16 protein-coding genes and 1 riboswitch are annotated in these 18,578 nt (G+C 36.5%); of the genes, 1 reads left to right on the top strand and 15 read right to left on the bottom strand.

Annotated features, from left to right (window positions below; genetic code table 11):
* Positions 1–12: 12 nt before the first annotated feature.
* The 9 genes from guaD to LZ480_RS16615 all read right to left on the bottom strand — a co-directional run bounded on the left by guaD (position 13) and on the right by LZ480_RS16615 (position 11,231).
* Positions 13–1,383 (bottom strand): guanine deaminase, encoded by a 1,371-nt coding sequence (gene guaD / locus LZ480_RS16660; protein WP_241370678.1) that lies wholly within the window; start codon positions 1,381–1,383, stop codon positions 13–15.
* 575 nt (positions 1,384–1,958) lie between these two features.
* Positions 1,959–2,294 (bottom strand): CotD family spore coat protein, encoded by a 336-nt coding sequence (locus LZ480_RS16655; RefSeq protein ID WP_408641633.1) that lies wholly within the window; start codon positions 2,292–2,294, stop codon positions 1,959–1,961.
* Positions 2,295–2,864: 570 nt separating this feature from the next.
* Positions 2,865–4,172, bottom strand: a complete 1,308-nt coding sequence (locus tag LZ480_RS16645; protein ID WP_241370677.1) for a hypothetical protein — start codon at positions 4,170–4,172, stop codon at positions 2,865–2,867.
* Between the two features lie 18 nt (positions 4,173–4,190).
* Positions 4,191–5,501 (bottom strand): hypothetical protein, encoded by a 1,311-nt coding sequence (locus tag LZ480_RS16640; protein WP_241370676.1) that lies wholly within the window; start codon positions 5,499–5,501, stop codon positions 4,191–4,193.
* Positions 5,502–5,519: 18 nt separating this feature from the next.
* Positions 5,520–6,311, bottom strand: a complete 792-nt coding sequence (locus LZ480_RS16635) for an ABC transporter ATP-binding protein (RefSeq protein WP_241370675.1) — start codon at positions 6,309–6,311, stop codon at positions 5,520–5,522.
* On the bottom strand, positions 6,304–7,317 hold the full coding sequence (locus LZ480_RS16630) for a FecCD family ABC transporter permease (protein ID WP_241370674.1): 1,014 nt from the start codon (positions 7,315–7,317) through the stop codon (positions 6,304–6,306). The genes LZ480_RS16635 and LZ480_RS16630 overlap by 8 nt, the downstream gene beginning before the upstream one ends.
* 12 nt (positions 7,318–7,329) lie before the next feature.
* A complete protein-coding gene (locus LZ480_RS16625; protein WP_241370673.1) occupies positions 7,330–8,445 on the bottom strand; it encodes an ABC transporter substrate-binding protein in 1,116 nt (371 codons plus the stop codon).
* A gap of 810 nt (positions 8,446–9,255) precedes the next feature.
* Complete coding sequence (locus tag LZ480_RS16620; RefSeq protein ID WP_241370776.1) at positions 9,256–10,335, bottom strand: agmatine deiminase family protein; 1,080 nt, start codon at positions 10,333–10,335, stop codon at positions 9,256–9,258.
* Positions 10,336–10,430: 95 nt separating this feature from the next.
* The gene (locus LZ480_RS16615) at positions 10,431–11,231 is read right to left on the bottom strand and encodes a MerR family transcriptional regulator (RefSeq protein ID WP_241370672.1); all 801 of its coding nucleotides are present in this window, start codon (positions 11,229–11,231) and stop codon (positions 10,431–10,433) included.
* 158 nt (positions 11,232–11,389) lie between these two features.
* Positions 11,390–11,489, top strand: a riboswitch (purine riboswitch).
* A 62-nt stretch (positions 11,490–11,551) separates the two neighbouring features.
* Between LZ480_RS16615 and LZ480_RS16610 the strand changes: the two genes are divergently transcribed.
* On the top strand, positions 11,552–12,748 hold the full coding sequence (locus tag LZ480_RS16610; protein WP_241370671.1) for an MFS transporter: 1,197 nt from the start codon (positions 11,552–11,554) through the stop codon (positions 12,746–12,748).
* 188 nt (positions 12,749–12,936) lie between these two features.
* Here the strand turns inward: LZ480_RS16610 and LZ480_RS16605 are convergent, their stop codons facing one another.
* The 6 genes from LZ480_RS16605 to LZ480_RS16580 all read right to left on the bottom strand — a co-directional run bounded on the left by LZ480_RS16605 (position 12,937) and on the right by LZ480_RS16580 (position 18,571).
* Entirely contained in the window at positions 12,937–14,955 is a 2,019-nt protein-coding gene (locus LZ480_RS16605; RefSeq protein WP_241370670.1) for a GAF domain-containing sensor histidine kinase, read from the bottom strand.
* A gap of 171 nt (positions 14,956–15,126) precedes the next feature.
* Entirely contained in the window at positions 15,127–15,333 is a 207-nt protein-coding gene (locus LZ480_RS16600) for a hypothetical protein (protein WP_241370669.1), read from the bottom strand.
* 107 nt (positions 15,334–15,440) lie between these two features.
* Complete coding sequence (rlmH, locus tag LZ480_RS16595) at positions 15,441–15,920, bottom strand: 23S rRNA (pseudouridine(1915)-N(3))-methyltransferase RlmH (protein WP_241370668.1); 480 nt, start codon at positions 15,918–15,920, stop codon at positions 15,441–15,443.
* Between the two features lie 90 nt (positions 15,921–16,010).
* Positions 16,011–16,175: a CxxH/CxxC protein gene (locus tag LZ480_RS16590; protein WP_241370667.1), complete on the bottom strand. Its 165-nt coding sequence runs from the start codon at positions 16,173–16,175 to the stop codon at positions 16,011–16,013.
* Between the two features lie 166 nt (positions 16,176–16,341).
* Complete coding sequence (locus LZ480_RS16585) at positions 16,342–17,625, bottom strand: S1C family serine protease (RefSeq protein ID WP_241370666.1); 1,284 nt, start codon at positions 17,623–17,625, stop codon at positions 16,342–16,344.
* Between the two features lie 157 nt (positions 17,626–17,782).
* The gene (locus LZ480_RS16580; protein ID WP_241370665.1) at positions 17,783–18,571 is read right to left on the bottom strand and encodes an MBL fold metallo-hydrolase; all 789 of its coding nucleotides are present in this window, start codon (positions 18,569–18,571) and stop codon (positions 17,783–17,785) included.
* Positions 18,572–18,578: the final 7 nt, after the last annotated feature.

The raw sequence follows: 18,578 nt of genomic DNA, 5'->3' as shown, positions 1-18,578 counted from the left end.
TTGAACTTTCGTTTATACCGTTCTGTTATGCACTTTGTTGCCTTGCACCCAAACTTCAAGAATATTTTCAGGTCGAACAAGATACATGATTTTTTGAAAAATATCAGTTAAATTTTCATTCGCATCGAAAATCGGTAGTTTTGCAGATGCTATTTTCGTATCAATTATTTGTACATCCCATGCATAGTTTTCTTGTAAACGGCCAATTGGTAAACTTAAACTTTCCCCACCGCCTGCTGTTGCTAAATAAAATGCTTCGTTAATTGTAATACGAGAATTTGCTACGCCACGTTTTTCAGCAGGGAGAGATGGATTTACGCCGTCTTCTAGCATTCTAGATGACATTACAGCTTGTCTAGCATTATCGAAAAGGCTTGGAGAAAAACCTCCAGAAACATCTGAGCCTAAACCAATATCGACTCCTTTTGAATGGAAATGAGCAACCGGAATAACACTATTAGCAAAGTAAGCATTAGAAATCGGGCAATGACTAATAGCAGTACCTGTTTCGGCAAATAGTTCTACATCCTCATCATCTAAAAAATTACAATGTGCCATAACCGCTTTGTCGCCTAATAAACCAAAATCATGTAATGCAAACGCATCATTTTTATTGAATCGCTCTTTTACATAACCATGTGCCCAATCGCTTTCACTACAGTGAGATTGAATATGAGTATCGTACTTATCAGCCAATTCTCCTAAACCTTTTAAAGCACCGTCTGTACAACTTGGGATAAATCGTGGTGTGACAACCGGATAAACTCCTTGTTTCGTCGTTTTCGCTAATTCTTTAACAGCTATAATGAATTCTTCTGTATCTGCTAATGCTGTTTGAATATCAGCGTCTCGGTAAAATTCTGGCGTTTGCTCAGGATCATCCATCACAACTTTTCCTACTAGACCACGTTGTCCCTTGTTGGCACATATTTCAGCGAGCAATAAACTAGCCTCTTTATGAACAGTAGCAAAATAGAGTGATGTAGTTGTGCCATTTGCTAGTAATGTACTTACTAAATCTTCATAGACCTCTTTAGCAAAATTTAAATCTGAGAACTTCGATTCAATTGGGAAGGTATATGTGTTTAACCAATCAGAAAGGGGAATATCTAGTGCTGTTCCAGATTGTGCCCATTGAGGTGCATGAACGTGCAAATCAACAAAGCCTGGTAGGAAATACTGCCCTTCCGCTAACTGGTGGAAGTTTTCTTTCCCTCGATATCTATTTAGTAGTTCTTGATAGTCAGCATCCTCAGGTGCAACTACTTTTTCAATCATTCCGTCAGCATTTATGCAAAACAGATAATCTTTTAAAACTTGTATTTCTTTAGATGACTTACTCGAAAAAGCAGTCCCTCGGAAAATTTGCGTATATTTAAACATAAAAACCACCTTAATGTTCGTTTTTAATGAAGAATAGGGAATATTATATGGGATAAAAGTCGTTTAGTCTATACAAAACACGAATAAAATTTTTAAATTAAAGAAAATTAGAGAAATGGATTATTTTGTAGTAAAAAGAGGAATAATTCTTTAAAAATAAAGTTGTAAATAAGCCTTGCATCAATACTTTACTTTGAACTTATTAACAAAAGATCCTAATATAGTATAAATATGAGCATTAAAAATCAGATTTACTTCATAGCTAAAGCAACTAATTTTAATTAGAAAACACATTTCTCCCCAAAATAGCGCGAAATGATTTCATACTTACCCTTTAGTAATGAATCTTGAGTAAAACGAGGCTCAGACAGAATTAGTTTTAGTCCAAATAAAAAATCGAAATGGCACAAATGCCATTTCGATTTTTTATTGCTTTTTGTTAAATGTAGAGAGATTCACTACTCTCTCACCACATATTTCCGAAAAATTTCATGGATTATTCAGTTCAATTATTCAGAAAGCCATGTCCCACTAACTGAGAACATTATTCTTAATTCTCTACTCAACCGCTTTAATTACCAGCCTCTTCTTTTAGAACAGCCACACCCATTTGGTCTAAATGGCGTTCCGCACATTGTATTTGTTTCAAAGCATTCATTTATTACCGATTCAGTATGAGGGAAATAATGTTGGTTATTAATATAATGTTGATTAACAGTAGTTAAGTGTGAAGGGTGAATGTGTGGTACAACCGTATTTGTAATATTTCTTTGAACATATTGTCTTGACGGTGATACTTGTGGTGATGCATATTGCGTCGGTGAAGTCTGCGCTGGCAATTGTTGTGCATTGTTAAAGAAACCTTGACCTGTATTACCGCCAAACGGATCAAACCAGTTTCTATTGACCATTTAAATCTCCTTCCCTATTTGTAATAGTATCTTTATTAACATATGAAAGGAAATCTTGGTGACCTATTTACTTGCCTATTAAAAAGTCTTAAAAATTTGATCAAGTTAAACCGCGATAATGTAGCATAGTTTATCGACTCTTTAAATGCTTTTCTTTCACCTGTATTGGATCGATTTTCCTTGAGCGTAAATTGCTCAAATACATAAAGAACCGTTGGAGCAGACATATTGTCATACGTTTTTAATATTTCACGTGAAACAATTGTATGCATTTTTGTTATATATTGTGCATTCGCATAAGCATTTAACACTTTTTCCACCTGGATTATTGTCAATTTCAATACGCCCATCATTCAAGAATGCTTTAAGCCCATCCGCCCTGTTCAATGCCCTTAAGCTAGCTGGACCTCTTCATCAACACAGAGGTCCAGCTAAGTAAAAGCATGGTAATTGAAAATAAGGTGAGAGAATATAACTCTTTCCCATAAAAAGATAAACGACCGATTCCCTATTAAATTTAGGAAAGCGATCGTCGCTGGCACATACGGACACATTTCTGAGAACATTTCACTAAGGTGCTTGTACCCCGGCAAAAGGCACAACGGCTCTGCGGTATTTCATAAGACCGACACAAATATCGCGAAGTAGGCATTCTTTATGCTCGCCGTGATCAGGATATCGTATCAAATCGCCACCGTTATGCACGAGGACCTTGCCGCCACTCCCATCTATTGTAGGATACTGCCATATATAATCGGCGAAGTATTTTGCATGTTCAGCCCCTATAGATGTAAGACCTAAAGCATGTTCAGGTAATGCAGTAAATCCTCTTGCATACGTCCCGAGTATTCCTTCCCAGCCATCAAAGTCTTCTGGCATATTCTTGAAAAATTCAAAGGGATCGTTCTCTACTCTTATCTTGAGATTCGTATAGGGAACAGGCGGTACCGTTTGGGATGGTTTTAAAATTGGAAGCACGCATACAGCAACCTCTATATTTAATATGAGTTGTCCGCCATTTTTAACATAATCCATTAGTCTATCCGATTGTTGTTGCATATATATTTGATCGCAATGACCAGGGATATAGATGATATCACAGTCCCAAACCTCATCTGGAATAGGATGGATTCCATAGTATTCGATTTGTCCGCTTGTACCTTCAAACGTTTTCGCTAAATACGGGGGAGTATCCACAGAATCTGTCCCTGTTGCTTGTAAATAACCCACTTTAAATGGTTGTATCTGATTTCGATCAATTCCAAGCTCGTTATTAAGCCATGGATAAAACCCTTGAAGGAATTTAGTTGTTGTTGGCATAAATCGTTGACCGTTATGACTATGAGGGTCAAGTGTTGTGATAAAAACTCTACCCCCGCCTTCTAAATCCTTAAAATCAATGACAACGGAATCATGAGTATCTTCTATCGAAAGCAATGTAGTCCCGTTATGATTCCCCTTGTATGCACCATGCCAGTGCCAATGTAAATGCTCAGGTTTCACATATTCAAATAAGGAGTGGTTTTCATGATCGGGAACATATAGTTCTATTTTACGTTCTGGTCTCGTCCACCATAGCCAATCCTTAGTGTTACAATCAACCCACTCTATATCTACAACGTCTAATAGCTGATCAGCTTTATCAAGTGCAAAGATGAGTAGAAATCCGCCATTTCTAACATAATCATTAAGCTGCTTTTTGTGAAGCAGAATGCGGTCACTGTGACTATGACAAGAAATAATGACTGCACCAAATTCTTCTAAATTAAAGTTAGACAGGTCCTCCACATATATGAATTGATCCATATGATGAGCAAAATCCCAATAGCTGATCAGCTGTGCACTTGTTCCGGTTGTAACATAAGCTATTTTTTTCATCTTTGTCTCCTAATAATTTCATTCTTTCACTTGCACCCCAGCAAAAGGTACAACTGCTCTGCGATATTTCATAAGACCTACACAAATATCACGAACAAGGCATTCTTTATGCTCACCGTGATCAGGATATCGCACCATATTATCACCGTTATGCACGAACACCTTTCCACCACTTCCATCTAATGTAGGGTACTGCCATATGTAATCTGCTGAGTTTTTTGCATTTTCAGCCCCTATGGATGTAAGACCTATAGCATTTTCAGGCAATTGCGTAAATCCTCTTGAATACTGCCCTAGTATGCCGCTCCACCCATCAAAGTCATCTGGCATATTCTTAAAAAATTCAAATGGATCATTTTCTATTCTTACCTTGAGATTCGTATAAGGAGTTGGCGGTACCGTTTGGAATGGCTTTAAAAATGGCAGCCAGCATATAGCTACTTCTATATTTAATATGAGTTGTCCACCATTCTTGACATATTCCATCATTCTATCCGAGTATCGCTGCATATAGATATTGTCACCAAGACCAGGGTAATAGATGATATCACAATCCCAAACCTCATCCGGAATAGGACGAACGCCATAGTATTCGATTTGTCCACCTGTGCCTTCAAAGGTTTTCGCTAAATAGGAAGGCTTATTCTCAGAGTCAAACGATGTTGTTTGCAAATAAGCCACTTTAAACGGATTAATCTGATTTCGATCAATACCAAGCTCGTTATGAATCCATGGGTAAAATTCTTGAAGTAGTTTCATTGCTGCTGGCATAAATCGTTGTCCATTATGACTATGAGGGTCTAGCGTTGTGATAAACACTCTACCGCCACCTTCTAAATTGTCAAAATCAACGATAACGGACTCATCAGTATCTTCTATCCCGAGCAATGTAGTACCGTTGTGATTTCCTTTGAATGATCCATGCCAGTGCCAACGTAAATTCTCAGGCTTTACATAATCAAAAAAGGAATGATTAATATTATCTGGAACATATAGCTCTATTTTACCACCTGGCTTAGTCCACCATAACCAATCCTTTATTTTTGAATCGACCCATTCTATATCTACAACATCTAAAAGCTTATCAACATTGTTAAGTGCAAAAATTAAAAGAAAGCCACCATTTCTAACATATTCGTTAAGTTGTTTTTTGTGTGGCAATATGCGGTCACTATGACCATGACAAGAAAGAATGACTGCATCGAATTCTGCTAGATTAAAGTTAGGAAGGTCATCAGCATAAATTAATTGATCCATGTAATGAGCGTAATCCCAATAGCTGATTAACTGCGCACTTGTTCCTGTTGTAACATAAGCGATTTTTTTCATTTTTACACCTTTTCATTGTTAATATTTATGCAAGTCTATTGGCAATATTGTTGAATAGGATTTCTCTGCTTGTTCATACGATAAAATTTCAGAATTAATACCAAAATAATTTCGTAAATTATCGGTATTCACTACTTTTTCAGTTTCATCGAAAATGTACCCTTCTTTACCTAAAAGCAAAGTCGAGTTTGCTATACGAAAGGCATGATGTGGGAAATGGGTATTTATGATAATAGAATATTCCCCTTGCTGATTTAACTCTTCGACAATATTCAATATTTTTAGTTGGTTTCTCAAGTCAAGATGGGATTCTGGTTCATCCATTATGAGTATTTTAGGATTCTTGATAAGGGCTCTTGCAATTAAAACCATTTGTAGCTCACCGCCACTCATCTTATTGCAATTTTGTTCACTTAAATGCTCAATACCAAGCTTTCTTAATTGTTCATAGGCTCTCTCGTAATCCTCTTTTTTAGGAAGCCTGCCCATTCTCACATGAGGAGATAAACCCATAACAGTCATTTCAAGCCCAGTAAATCCAAACGCCGACTTTTTAGATTGTGGCACATAGGCTACAAGTTTCCAATACTCACTTGCAGACATTTGTTTAACAGATTTATCATTAATTAAAATATTTCCTGATTTGTATTCTAAAAATCCTAATAAGCATTTTACAAAGGTTGTCTTTCCAATCCCATTTGCTCCTAAGATGGCTAATGTTTCACCCTTTTTTACGTTAAAGGATAAATCTTTAAATATCTGTCTTTCTGAGTTGGGATATTGAAAGTTAAGATTTTCAACTCTAATCATCCCACACACCTCCTGTTCTTCTAAGAAGATAAATAAAGAATGGTACACCGAGAAGCGAGCTTATAATAGATAATGGAATTTCCGCTGCTGTTAGGGATCTTGCGAGTGTATCTGTAATTAGCATAAATATAGCGCCCATAATCATAGCTGCTGGCACTAAATGCTTATTGTCTGTTCCGACGATCATCCGTGTAAAATGCGGTACAATTAGCCCAACAAAGCTAATAATACCAGCAATAGATACAATTGACGCCACAATGACTGTTGTGAAGAATATGATAATAACACGCATTTTTTTTACATTTACGCCCAACGAAATCGCTTCATCTTCATCTAGTGAAAGAAGATTTAGATGCCATCTGTATTTATAGAGGACAAATAAAGAAATCAAAATACTAGGCATTGTTCTAATAATGGTTTCCTTCGAAGGTCCAGCAAGTGAGCCCATAAGCCAAAAGGTGATAGCAGGAAGTTCATTTTTGGAATCGGCCAAATACTTTAATATGGAGACGCCAGAGTCGAATAATGCGCTAGTAATAATTCCCGAAAGAACGAGCATAAGCACAGTGAGACGCCCACGTCTTTTTGCGATGCTATACGTGAGGTACATCCCTGCAAATGCAAAGAGCACGGCCAAAAACTGCGTACCAAGCGTTGTTCCAATTGTTATTATGCCAAGAGCTGCACCGAAGCTTGCTCCCGATGATACGCCCAAAATATGTTCACTTACGAGCGGATTACCAAAAGTAGCCTGCAAAGCAGCCCCAGCAACAGCAATACCGGCTCCTACAACCACTGCTAACAGTACGCGAGGTATTCTAATTTCGTGTACGACTACTGAAAGCTTCGGGTCTGAAATTGAATCTGGGTTAAAGATTGAATGGAAAACATCTAGCGGGGCGATTGTGTATCTTCCGATACAAATCGCTGCCACCATTAAAATAATTAAGGAAAGAGAGGATAATACGTAAAAGGTCTTAAGCTTCCTCTGTCTTGCTGTTACCATCAAAACCTCTCCTTATTGCATAAAGTTGTCGAAGTATTTGCTGTTTTTGTTTTCTTCAACATTTAGAATTTGATCAATTTCTTCCTCAGTTACATCGATATTGTACAACAGTTTATAATCTTCACGAACCTGTTCGCGCATACTAAAATCCTTGAACTTCTCTGGAGTCGCTAAGAAAGCATAGAAATACCAAGTAATTCCTGGATTATCTAGTTGAGATGCTGTAGGGGCTTTGTACACTCTTTTTTCTTTAACAGCTGTTAGGTTTTTAAGAACAGGATGGTTATAGAAATATTCGGGAGTGATATCTTTTAGGAAATCGCCAATAACGATCATATCAGGATCCCATTCTAGCAGTGTTTCTACATTGATCTCAGCATCTGGTGTATCAAATTTTCCAAGTGTATAGGTAAGGTTATCTACCTTATGTACAGCAGTGTGAGGGAGTTCTGTTCCCCATGTTGTGATTTTATTTTCAGCCACATTGCCTATAAATACATGATTTTGTCGCTCATCTTCTGTTAGGCTTTCAGTTACTTTAAGAACGGCTTGTTTAGATTTCTCTTGGTGTGCAAATACCTCATCTACTCGATCTTGCTTTCCTAGAGCTTCACCGTACAAAGTATATCTTTCAATATCGTCAGCATATGTACCCCAGTTTACAGCTACAACATCAATGCCAGCATTTTCTAGTGGTTTAATTCCTTCTTCTCCAAAATTCCATTGATAAACAACATCAGGGTCCAAATTTAAAATACTTTCAACATTTGGCTTTGACCAATCACCATGCATGATGTCAGAATTCACATCTAGAATTCCCGGATATTTTTTTGCAACGACATCGCCTTTAATATTATTTTCTTGATCTTCTTTTACCATGCCTAAATATGGTTTAGCGGATTGTGTAATGGAAAGCATTTCAGATCCCTCGGCTGGAAACATTACGAAATTTTTGGCATATCCATTCTCAAGAACAACTTCTTTATCTCTACCATCAACGATAGTTACAGGTTCACTGACTTTTGCACTTTCCTTTTCCTTTTGGCTGTTATCTGAGGTTTGGCAGCCAACTAAACCTAATGCCATAATACCTACTGTACTACCCATTAAAAATTTTGATTTAATCATGTTTGTTATTACTCCTAATAGTTTATTGTTCTGCAAAAATAATCCCATACGATCACAACCCTATGGCCGATCCGATAAATCTGATCATAAAAGGGGCCCATAATCTTATTCTGCATTCTTCGGTTACTTCATTTTCTACCCTTTTAAACAAAAAGAATCTTATCACCATTGAGAATGATAGTCAATATCATATATTTTACCAATGAATACCTAGAAGCATCTTTAACTCTATTTTCGCAGCTGGAAATTGGCAAATATGCCCTGATATAGCAAGCTAACTAGCAATCTATTGCATTGATGCCATTGATCACGAACAGTGACATCAAATCGTTCACCGCGTGTTTAGACCGATGTCTATCCACGTCCGAGAATGTCACCGGGTGCCAAATTAGCGAGTACGCGCTTTTCGTCATGTTATTGACGTAGTGTAATACTTTCCATCACGCTCCAAGCTGTTTGGATAATTGATCGAACAATACATCCGTAGCAGGAAGCTTGTAGTTGCCGTTAGGCGTCTGGATGGCCTACTTATTCTCCATCGCTTTTAGCGTATACCCGGTTAGTACTGTATCCACTTTATCTCCACTCGAAGTTACGGAAACGACGAGGGTTTGCTCCTACTGTTAGCGCTACGTTCTTCACGACCGCGCTTGTTGCGCTCGTTCCGTTCACTTGCAACGAGGCTGGGACAAAATAGAAAAAAGTGTTAGATTGACTGATGTCGATCTAACACTTTTTTGCTGTAAGCGTTCGTGAATTTAATTTTTTTAACGGATCTGAAACAACAATGGTATAATTGGTTTGGATTCCCTATTCAACCGGCTGCTGTTGTGTAACACAATGAATCATTCCACCATCTTTATAGAGCTGACGTACATCAATACCAACTACTTTTCGATTTGGATACAATTTTTGAATGATTTCATTAGCTCTTTTATCATTTGAATCATTATAATTTGGCACTAATACAACACTATTTGCAACATAATAGTTCAAATAAGAACCTTTATAACCTAAATTTTGACCATTTTTTAAACGGACATTTTCTTTAGTTAAAGGTAAATATTCATAGTTATATCGTTTATTCTTTGCGTTTTTTACATTTAAAAGTATATCTCGGTCTGATTTCTTCAATCCCCAGTCTATTAAGTCTGCATTCTTTAATGTGATAATAGTTTCATCATCTAAAAAGCGTGCAAATCCATCGATATGAAAATCTGTAATGTCTTCCCCTTTTACCCCATCTAGCCAAATAGGATTTGAAATACCATAAACATCATACAGATAGCCCTCTATTTCTTTTTCAGATAAATGCGAATTTCGATTATCATTTGTGACAGAACTACGTGTTGCCAAGCTTGTCCCACTTCCATCAAATTCAATTGCTCCACCTTCTAAAACGACTTCATTTAAATTGACTAGTTTAAACCCTAAATCTTCGCTTATTCGTTGGGGGATTATATCACTTTTTTTATACGGCTCCTTCTTACCCCAACCATTAAATCCCCAGTCTAAAATAACTAACTCATCTTTTTCATCATAGACAAATATTGGACCATTATCACGAACCCATACGTCGTCAGTTGGATATTGATAAAAATCCACACGCTTCAAGTTTACACCTGCATTTACTAACAACTTTTGAATCGCTTCTTCTTCTTTTTGATTGTATGTTATAATATGGACATTTTCACCCTCTGTAAGAGCTTTTGTCATCTTTACCCAAATGTCTTGAATATTTTCTTTATAGCCTTTTCCATAGGTATAGTTATGTGGCCATTGTAGCCAAGTTCCTTCATGCTTTTCCTCTTCTAATGGCATACTATATTTCCCAACTGGTTCTTGAGAAAGAGCTTGGACTGTTAATCCCCCACCTATTAAACCTGCAATACATAATGAACTAGCGATTCTCTTTTTTAGCTTGCTCACAATAATCCCTCCATTCAATTTTCAACTAAAATATATAGGTTGACATTATGTGAAGGTCAAGGCTTTTTAAGAGCAACCGTAACAAATATTTCTGTTATAAATTCCTCAACATATGAGGTATAGTATCCATCAACTAAATACCTCTCCATAAACTCCCCAATGATTTCATAATCATTTTCTTCTGCATAGCGAAAAAGCTGAATATATGCCCGGCTTATTGTATTATACGTACCATAATGGATCGTACTTATATATATAGCATCAGAAAATGGTAACAACTCAAAATCTGTATGTTCTCCCCTATTTTCAATTGGTTGAAACACGCCTACATCAAGTTCACCTTCATTTATTTGTGACATATCATGAAAAACAACAAAAAATTTCCCACCCAAAGTAAATGGCTGCTTATACATTTTCTCTACTGTATCTTCTAAAAATCGTTCCAAATGAAATTCCTTTATAACAGCTCTTTTAAAGATCGTATCGAATCCTTTTCTGTTTCCGATAAGAACATCATAGTTATTCTTCACTAATTTTGATGGAATATTTTCTTCTTGTAACTCATCAATTAGCTGTTGGTATTCTTCCACTACCCCATTTAACTGATCTAATTTTTCCTTATAAATTCCAGGAGAATGGTAAAGTCCTTTTTCAAAAATGGTTTGTATCTCCGCTATAGAAAAATGGTATTTCCGTAGTCTCTTAATTTTTTCAATCGTATCAATATCTTCCTCTGTGTACTGACGATATCCATTTTCCTCATTAACCGAGGGATTTAATAACCCTTCTTTCTCATAGTGTCGCAGCATTCTAGTAGACACTTTTGTAATTTTTGCGATTTCACCAATTAAATACATTTATATTCCCCCATCCGCCTAGCGTAGTGCCTGTCATCCCTCTCTTGTTTCATAAACATTGGAAGTACAACTTGTTTTTTTGCCAATTGGTAATATTAAAACTAAAATTAAACACTTGATAATTCAAATGAAAGCTAGTAAACTATTCAACGTGCTCGCTTATTACACATAAATATTACTGTATAACCTCAAGAATACGGCTTGAGGGTCTCTACCAGGAACCTTAAAATCCTGATTACAGAAAATGAACTATTCATTTTTTGTAATCAGGATTTTTTTTATTTTCTAATTTTTTCATCAGAGAGGATGTATAGCAGATTATGAATTTCAAAGTTTTTATACTAGCATTATCAACTGTTGCCGTTGGTTTGGTAGAATTGATCGTTGGCGGTATACTTCCAATTATCGCAACAGATATGAATATCTCATTAAGCTCTGCTGGACAGCTGATTACAGTCTTCGCACTTATTTTTGCGATTTCCGGTCCAGTGTTATTAGTTTTAACGAGCAAAATTGAACGAAAAAAGTTATACCTTATTTCCTTGTTTATTTTTTTCATCAGTAATATCATAACTTATTTCAGTCCAGATTTTACCTTTATGATGATTGCCCGGGTTTTAAGTGCTATGAGTACAGCACTTATCGTGGTGCTATCCTTAACAATAGCAGCAAAAGTTGTTTCACCAGACCATCGAGCAAAGGCTCTAGGACTCATTTACATGGGAATTAGTTCATCACTTGTCCTTGGTGTGCCACTAGGTATTCTCATTTCCGAAAATTTTGGTTGGCGGGTAATTTTTCTTGGAATTGCAATTCTATCAGTAGGCTCCTTTATCCTGATTTCCATCTTTTTGGAGCGAATTCCTGGAGAAGTGACAATTCCACTTTCACAACAATTAAAGGCCGTTGCCAGCTTAAAAATCGGGAGTGCACATCTTGCTACCATGTTTATGCTGGCAGGACATTATACGATCTATGCGTATTTCACTCCATTTTTGGAAACGGAACTTCATCTGAATTCTTATTGGATTAGCCTTTGTTATCTTTTATTTGGTATTGCAGCGGTAAGTGGGGGTGCATTTGGGGGAACACTTTCAGATACGATTGGCGCTCCTAAAAGTATCCTTATTGTCATAATCTCATTTGCTATTGTGCTGTTCCTGCTGCCATTCACTACCTTCTCACTCATTGTATTTATACCGGTAATGATGATTTGGGGAGCATTAAGCTGGAGTCTATCTCCACCACAACAAAGCTATCTAATTCAAACAGATTCTGCTACATCGGATATTCAGCAAAGCTTTAACAATTCAGCATTACAAATCGGTATTTCCATGGGATCTGGATTTGGGGGTATTGTTTTAAATCAAACAAATACTATCTCACATGCAGCTTGGTATGGGGGGTGCCTTGTTCTCATTGCCTTAGCATGTGCAGTCTTTTCTTTAACAAGAAAAACGAATGTAAGAGGAGAATATAAAACGACAGCTTCGGATGTTCAACATTCAAATATATGATTTTAAATAGCATCATTCGATTATTATCGAATGATGCTATTTCTATTTTAGAATCCTTATGGGGCGCGAGATATGTGAATAGTATTGAGATTTCCCATGTGTTTTCTCCAATATTGTGTTTTTAATTCGGTCTTTTCAAACACTGCACTTACTTATGATACGGTTCACCACAACTAATCTAAATGCGGTTATTGTTCATTATTTTCATAATTAAATTTAACTAAAAAGATAGTGCCTTCCGATCCTGTTTGAATTTCTATTTTTGCATTATGACGGGCAGCAATGGCATAACATACGCCTAGCCCCAATCCCGTTCCATTATCTTTGGTTGTGTAAAATGGAGTACCCAGTTTCTCTAATACTTCAGGCCTGATACCTTTTCCTTGATCCCGCACTGCAAGTACCACACAATTTTGACCTTCCTTGTAGGTGCTAATGGTTAGAACTTTCCCTGTGCTCATCGCTTCTAAGCCATTACGGTATAGGTTTATTAATAATTGCCGTATCTCATTACGATTTAAAAGTAATTCCGGAATGTCATTTGTATCGATTTGAATATATTTATTTTGATTATACGCATCAATCTTTATTAAAGGAATAATATCGTGGATAATTGAATTTAAATCTAACATCTGCAAATCCGATTTCCTTGTATTACCCGTTGAGAGAAATTCAGTAATAATAGAATTGGCACGGTCAAGTTCTTCAATCATTAAATTAAAGTACATATTATCTTTCTCATAGGTGTTCTCTTCTTTTAATAACTGCAAAAATCCTCGTACTGTTGTCATTGGATTTCTAATCTCATGGCTGATACCTGCTGCCATTTGCCCTATTAAATCTATGTTGGATAACCTTTTCAATTCCTTCTCATATTGCTTTTTTTCCGTTATGTTTTTAAAAATACAACAAATACCATTATCATACGGGTATGCAATAACTTCGTGCCAATATTCATCAGAGGTAGAAAGAAATTCGAAATGAACTGTAGTTCGCTCTGACATTGCACGATGAAATTCCTTATACATAACTGTGTCAACGCTACTCGGGAAAACCCCCCATATATTCTTGCCTAATACATCTTTTGCCGTTTTTCTTTGTGGAAAATATTGATGCTTATTTACGTACGTAAATTCCCATTTATTATTCAAAGTAAAGAATCCATCCGTAATACTTTCAATCACACTTGTAACTTTTTCATTAGCAGCAGCTAGTTCTCTCGTTCGCTCTTCCACCATGCTTTCAAGTTGATCCATATATAACAAGTTTGAAAACGTAGGAGCTGTGGCATCAACGATAGATTTTGCCAGTTGAATTTGGGAATTATCGTAATTGTGAGCTTTTTCCTCTTTGCCAACGACGATTACTCCTAATACTTCTCCCATTGAAACCAATGGAATCATCAGTAGACCCTTACTATCTATATTTTTTGTATGAATAACCTCTTGGATCTTGGCTTCATAGCTTTTCTCCATCCAATCCGCTTCTGTCCAATCACAGTCCTTGCTTAACTTCGTTGTTTTAATCGTTGTTTTGTCTAGCGGGTCTAAAAGGTGGACAGCCATGTTTTTACTCTCTAAAATCTGTCCTAAGTAAAAAAAACATTTATCAAAACTCTCCTGTATCGAGGAACACATTGATAAATCACGGGTAACATTTAGTAACAGTTGCTTCTCGGCAATAAGGTTTTCCTTTTGTGTTAAATTATTTGCGTTTTGAATTGCGACCGCAGCCATATTTACATAAGCTTCAACACTTTGAATTTCTGAATCTGTTAAGTTCATTGGAGCTCCATAATCAAATAAAAAAACCAGACCAAATAACTCTTGCCCAAATGAGATAGGCAGGACTAATAAGGACTTAATTTTGAACGCATCAACTGATCTCGTATCCAGCCGATGATCCTTTGAGGTATCAGGGATATAGATGGTTTTTTTGGTTTCAATAACTTCTTTTGCCAATAAGTCTATTTCAGGATCAATTACCTGGGTATCGAGTGTTACGCCATTTATGGTCTCTGGTTTTCCTGCAAATCCTCTAAATGTTCCATCTTCCTGGGGTAAATAGATTCCAACAGCATTGCATTGAACAATCTCCTCTGATATCGCCATTGTTACACGCTGCAATACTTCACGTAGCTCTAATTTTGTATTTATTATTTTTGTTATATTCGCGAGCCTAGAATATCTCGCCTGATCACTTAACATTCACATAGCCTCCAATTATAGGCATAATAAAATAAACATGATAATATCAGTGAAAATCAAGACCAACCTGCCATTTTCGATTTTCTCCTGTATTCTTTTCTTACCCTTGTTTTACATAGAATACCTCACTTACTTATGATACGGTTCACCACGATGCGGCTAAGTGCGGTTTTAATCTATCTTTAATAATTCTGGTATTTCCAGATCTTCTTCTTCAAAAGAGTCAACAATTTTTTTATAAACCACAGCATCTCTCATAAATAAATTTCTTATTGCATCTTTTAATTTGTACGGATAGTTACTACCTAAAAAAGCATTATCTATCGCCTGTATTAATTGTTTATTAAATTCATTAGTACATTTTATATAAAAAGTCACTAAATTGATATCTATCCTTACTACCAATATAAATTAAATTTAATCATAAAAAAAGATAGCCATATTTTTATTAATTGGCTACCTTTTATAAATTTTATAAACCGCACTTACTTATGGTACGGTTCTCCCTTAATAATCCGAAAACTACGGTAAATCTGCTCCACCAACACAAGCTTCATCAGCTGGTGAGGTAGCGTCATTTTCCCGAAACATAACTTTTCATCCGCACGTTTAAAGACCTCATCATGCAGACCAAGTGAGCCGCCTATGATAAATGCCACCTTGCTCTTCCCATACGTCATGAGCGCATCTAAATCAGTCGCCATTTCTTCACTTGTTTTCATTTTTCCATCAAGTGCTAGGGCAATGACGTATGTGCCCTCACTAATTTTAGCTAAAATGCGCTCGCCTTCTTTTTTCTTTACAAGTTCCATTTCCGCATCACTTAATTGCTCAGGTGCTTTTTCGTCTGGCACTTCGACTAAATCGATTTTCGCATAGCCCCCTAAGCGCTTTACGTATTCATCGATACCCATTTTTAAATACTTTTCTTTTAATTTACCGACAGAAATGATAGTAATATTCACAACTTATCCACCTTTACATTCCATTTACAAACAAATTATCCACAAAAGTTATACACATATCCACAAGCTATATCCATATGTTGTGTAAAGTTATTTACTTGATACAATATATGTTGCTTGCTGTTCACAGTAAGAGCAAGTTGTTGATAACTTTTTATCTTCTGATAAAAATTCCATCACAGGGTATTCTCCCGTTTCTGCAACATGCATATCTAAAGCATGGTCTATATGGGTTTCACAGCTATATTTTGTCATTTTAAAAGCCTTCTTTCTTTTCTGAAATTTCCACAAACTTATTCACAATTTTAAGAATGTTATCCACAACCCATTGTAACAAACAAAAAACGGGTAGAAAAGAAAAGCATTTTTCCCTCTCTACCCGTTGTGATTAAATTGTTAATTGTATTCAGTTATCCACAAATTATAATTGTGCATTTTCTACTAATTCTAATTGCGCTTCTACTAATTTCCCTTGACGGTACACTTTCATTTGTAAGGTGTCCCCAATTTGTTTTTCATTGTATAAATGTTTACGTAACTGAATTGCATTTTCGATTTTTTTGCCATCCATCTCAACAATGACATCATATTGTTGTAAACCAGCTTTTTCAGCCGCCGATTCGCGTACTACTTGAGAAATTACCACACCACCCGTTACTTCTTGCGGTATTTTTAATGTTTGCTGTTGATAGAATGCAGGCACTTCTGCTAAATCAATTAATGAAATACCCATTGTTGGACGCTTTACTTCGCCGCTTCTCTCTAATTGCTCAATGATTGGAATCGCTGAGTTAATCGGAATCGCAAAGCCTAACCCCTCTACTGAAGATTGGGCAATTTTCATTGAGTTAATACCTATTAAATCCCCTGCAATATTAATTAACGCACCACCTGAGTTCCCCGAGTTAATAGCAGCATCTGTTTGTAACACATCTGTTGACCAATCTTCTACACCATCTTCGTTAAAATCAACTGGTACAGAACGGTCTTTACCAGAAATAACACCTGTTGTCACTGACCCATAGAAATCTAATCCAAGTGGATTACCAATTGCTATAACGGTTTCCCCTTGCTTTAATACATCTGAATTACCAAATTGGGCAACCGTTTCAATACCTTTACTTGAAATCGAAATAACCGCTAAGTCTGTCCACATATCACTTCCAACTAATTGTGCTTCTACTTTTGAGCCATCATCTAATGTTACTTCAATTTGTTTTGCACCATCTACTACATGATAATTCGTAACAATAAATGCTCGATTGCCTTCGATTTTATAAATTACACCTGATCCACTTCCTACCTCTTGCGTTACTGAAGTGTTTTGGCTCCAGAAATTCGGTGCTACATCTTGAATATTTGTAATACCGACAACTGCGCTCGATACTTTTTCTACCGCGCTTGTTACATCAGTTGTTACTTCCGTTGCTGTTTGTCCAATCGATGTACCCGTTGAATTATTCACATTCGAAATTTGGCTAGAACCTGGTAGCTGATTTGCTAATGACGGTAACAGTAGCCAAAGTAATAGCACGCCAACAATAACACCACTTAGGCCAGAAACAAAATAGCCCCACTTACTGCCACCTTTTTTATTTTTCTTATTTTGACGTTGTTGACGTTCCTCTTCCTCACGTTTTAACCGTGCTTCAAGTTCCGCAACACGATCTACTTGTTTTTGTTCGTCCTCTGGAAAATAACTCATTACACTCATCCTCTCTTATTGTTTCTTTTCTTACTGTTAGAATACACAGGAAACATTAAAATTAGATGAAAATTATCTAAAACATGCTTAAAAATTAAAAAAAAATGCAAAAGGAGTGTTCAGAATCATTTCTTGAACACTCCCTTCTTTACCCTAATTAAATTGTCACAAGTCTTGTTGGGCTATTGGCATCGGTATCATGCAAATTCAAGTATTCACCGGTAATAATCCCGCATGACTCTAGTGTTTGCGTGACACTCATGCGCGCCAATTCCTTCATATTATTATCTTTACTTAAATGCGCTAAGTAAATTTGTGTTGGTTTTTCCGCAACAACATCGGCCATTGCAACTGCTGCATCTTCATTTGAAACATGCCCAACATCCGATAAAATGCGTCGCTTTATGCTCCATGGATACTTCCCCATTTGTAACATACTCACATCATGATTACTTTCAAATACATAGGCATCTGCTGCTGCTATATAACCTTTCATTCGGTCGCTCACATAACCTGTATCTGTGATAACGACCAATTTACGCCCATCCTGCTGGAATGTATAAAACATGGGGTCTGCTGCATCATGCGACACTGCAAAAGATTGAATATCTAAGCCACCGTATGTTTTAACGGTCTCCATATCAAAATGATAGCGCAGATCGGATGGGATATTACCCACTAAACCGTCCATCGCCCCCCATGTTTTCGCATTCGCAAAAATAGGGACATTATATTTACGTGCCACGACACCTAGCCCTTTAATATGATCACTATGCTCATGCGTCACTAAAATTCCCGATAAATTTTTCATGTCACGGTCAATTTCAGCAAACAACTGCTCCATCTTTTTGCCACTCAAACCAACATCCACTAAAAATGAATGCTCGTCATTTTCTACATATATTGCGTTGCCAGAACTGCCACTAGCTAAAACGCTAAATCGCATTATTAAA

The sequence above is a fragment of the Solibacillus palustris genome, from assembly GCF_022549215.1.
GTDB classification, from domain to species: Bacteria; Bacillota; Bacilli; order Bacillales_A; family Planococcaceae; genus Solibacillus; species Solibacillus daqui.
Note: the sequence above shows the minus strand (reverse complement) of the source record. Positions and strands in the feature narration are given on the sequence as shown.